This is a genomic window from Photobacterium sanguinicancri (genome assembly GCF_002265265.1).
Classification (GTDB): Bacteria; Pseudomonadota; Gammaproteobacteria; order Enterobacterales; family Vibrionaceae; genus Photobacterium; species Photobacterium sanguinicancri.
Genome location: NZ_NOIF01000302.1, coordinates 1 through 1,710 on the forward strand (window position 1 = coordinate 1; position 1,710 = coordinate 1,710).

Sequence of the window (1,710 nt, forward strand, 5' to 3'; positions counted from 1 at the left end):
TTATGGAGTCCGTAAAACCCCTTGGGTGTTGTATGGTTAAGCCTCACGGGCAATTAGTACAGGTTAGCTCAATGCCTCGCAGCACTTACACACCCTGCCTATCAACGTCGTAGTCTTCGACAACCCTTTAGAGACCTTAAAGGTCTAGAGATGACTCATCTTGAGGCTCGCTTCGCGCTTAGATGCTTTCAGCGCTTATCGATTCCGAACGTAGCTACCGGGCAATGCTATTGGCATAACAACCCGAACACCAGCGGTTCGTCCACTCCGGTCCTCTCGTACTAGGAGCAGCCCCTCTCAATCATCTAACGCCCACGGCAGATAGGGACCGAACTGTCTCACGACGTTCTAAACCCAGCTCGCGTACCACTTTAAATGGCGAACAGCCATACCCTTGGGACCGACTTCAGCCCCAGGATGTGATGAGCCGACATCGAGGTGCCAAACACCGCCGTCGATATGAACTCTTGGGCGGTATCAGCCTGTTATCCCCGGAGTACCTTTTATCCGTTGAGCGATGGCCCTTCCATTCAGAACCACCGGATCACTATGACCTGCTTTCGCACCTGCTCGAATTGTCATTCTCGCAGTCAAGCGGGCTTATGCCATTGCACTAACCTCACGATGTCCGACCGTGATTAGCCCACCTTCGTGCTCCTCCGTTACTCTTTGGGAGGAGACCGCCCCAGTCAAACTACCCACCAGGCACTGTCCGCACCCCCGATAAGGGGGCGACGTTAGAACATCAAGCATACAAGGGTGGTATTTCAAGATTGCCTCCACATCATCTAGCGACAATGCTTCAAAGGCTCCCACCTATCCTACACATGTAGGGTCAATGTTCAGTGCCAAGCTGTAGTAAAGGTTCACGGGGTCTTTCCGTCTAGCCGCGGGTACACAGCATCTTCACTGCGATTTCAATTTCACTGAGTCTCGGGTGGAGACAGCGTGGCCATCATTACGCCATTCGTGCAGGTCGGAACTTACCCGACAAGGAATTTCGCTACCTTAGGACCGTTATAGTTACGGCCGCCGTTTACCGGGGCTTCGATCAAGAGCTTCGACCGAAGTCTAACCCCATCAATTAACCTTCCGGCACCGGGCAGGCGTCACACCGTATACGTCATCTTTCGATTTTGCACAGTGCTGTGTTTTTAATAAACAGTTGCAGCCACCTGGTATCTGCGACTCCCAGCAGCTTAGAGAGCAAGTCTCATCACCGCGAGGAGCGTACCTTCTCCCGAAGTTACGGTACCATTTTGCCTAGTTCCTTCACCCGAGTTCTCTCAAGCGCCTTGGTATTCTCTACCTGATCACCTGTGTCGGTTTGGGGTACGATTGCTTATAACCTGTTGCTTAGAGGCTTTTCCCGGAAGCATGGCATCAATGACTTCATCACCGTAGTGACTCGACATCGGGTCTCAGCCTTAAGATAGTCCGGATTTGCCTAAACTATCAGCCTACACCCTTGAACTTGGACGACCGTCGCCAAGCCCACCTAGCCTTCTCCGTCCCCCCATCGCAGTTATAAGCAGTACGGGAATATTAACCCGTTTCCCATCGACTACGCCTTTCGGCCTCGCCTTAGGGGTCGACTTACCCTGCCCCGATTAACGTTGGACAGGAACCCTTGATCTTCCGGCGAGGGAGTTTTTCACTCCCTTTATCGTTACTCATGTCAGCATTCGCACTTCTGATACCTCCAGCAAC

At 52.4% G+C, this 1,710-nt stretch carries 1 rRNA gene (only partly in view); it reads right to left on the reverse strand.

The annotated features are described in order from the left end of the window. Positions 1–32 precede the first annotated feature (32 nt). A 23S ribosomal RNA gene (locus ASV53_RS23385) occupies positions 33–1,710 on the reverse strand (it continues 1,216 nt past the right edge of the window).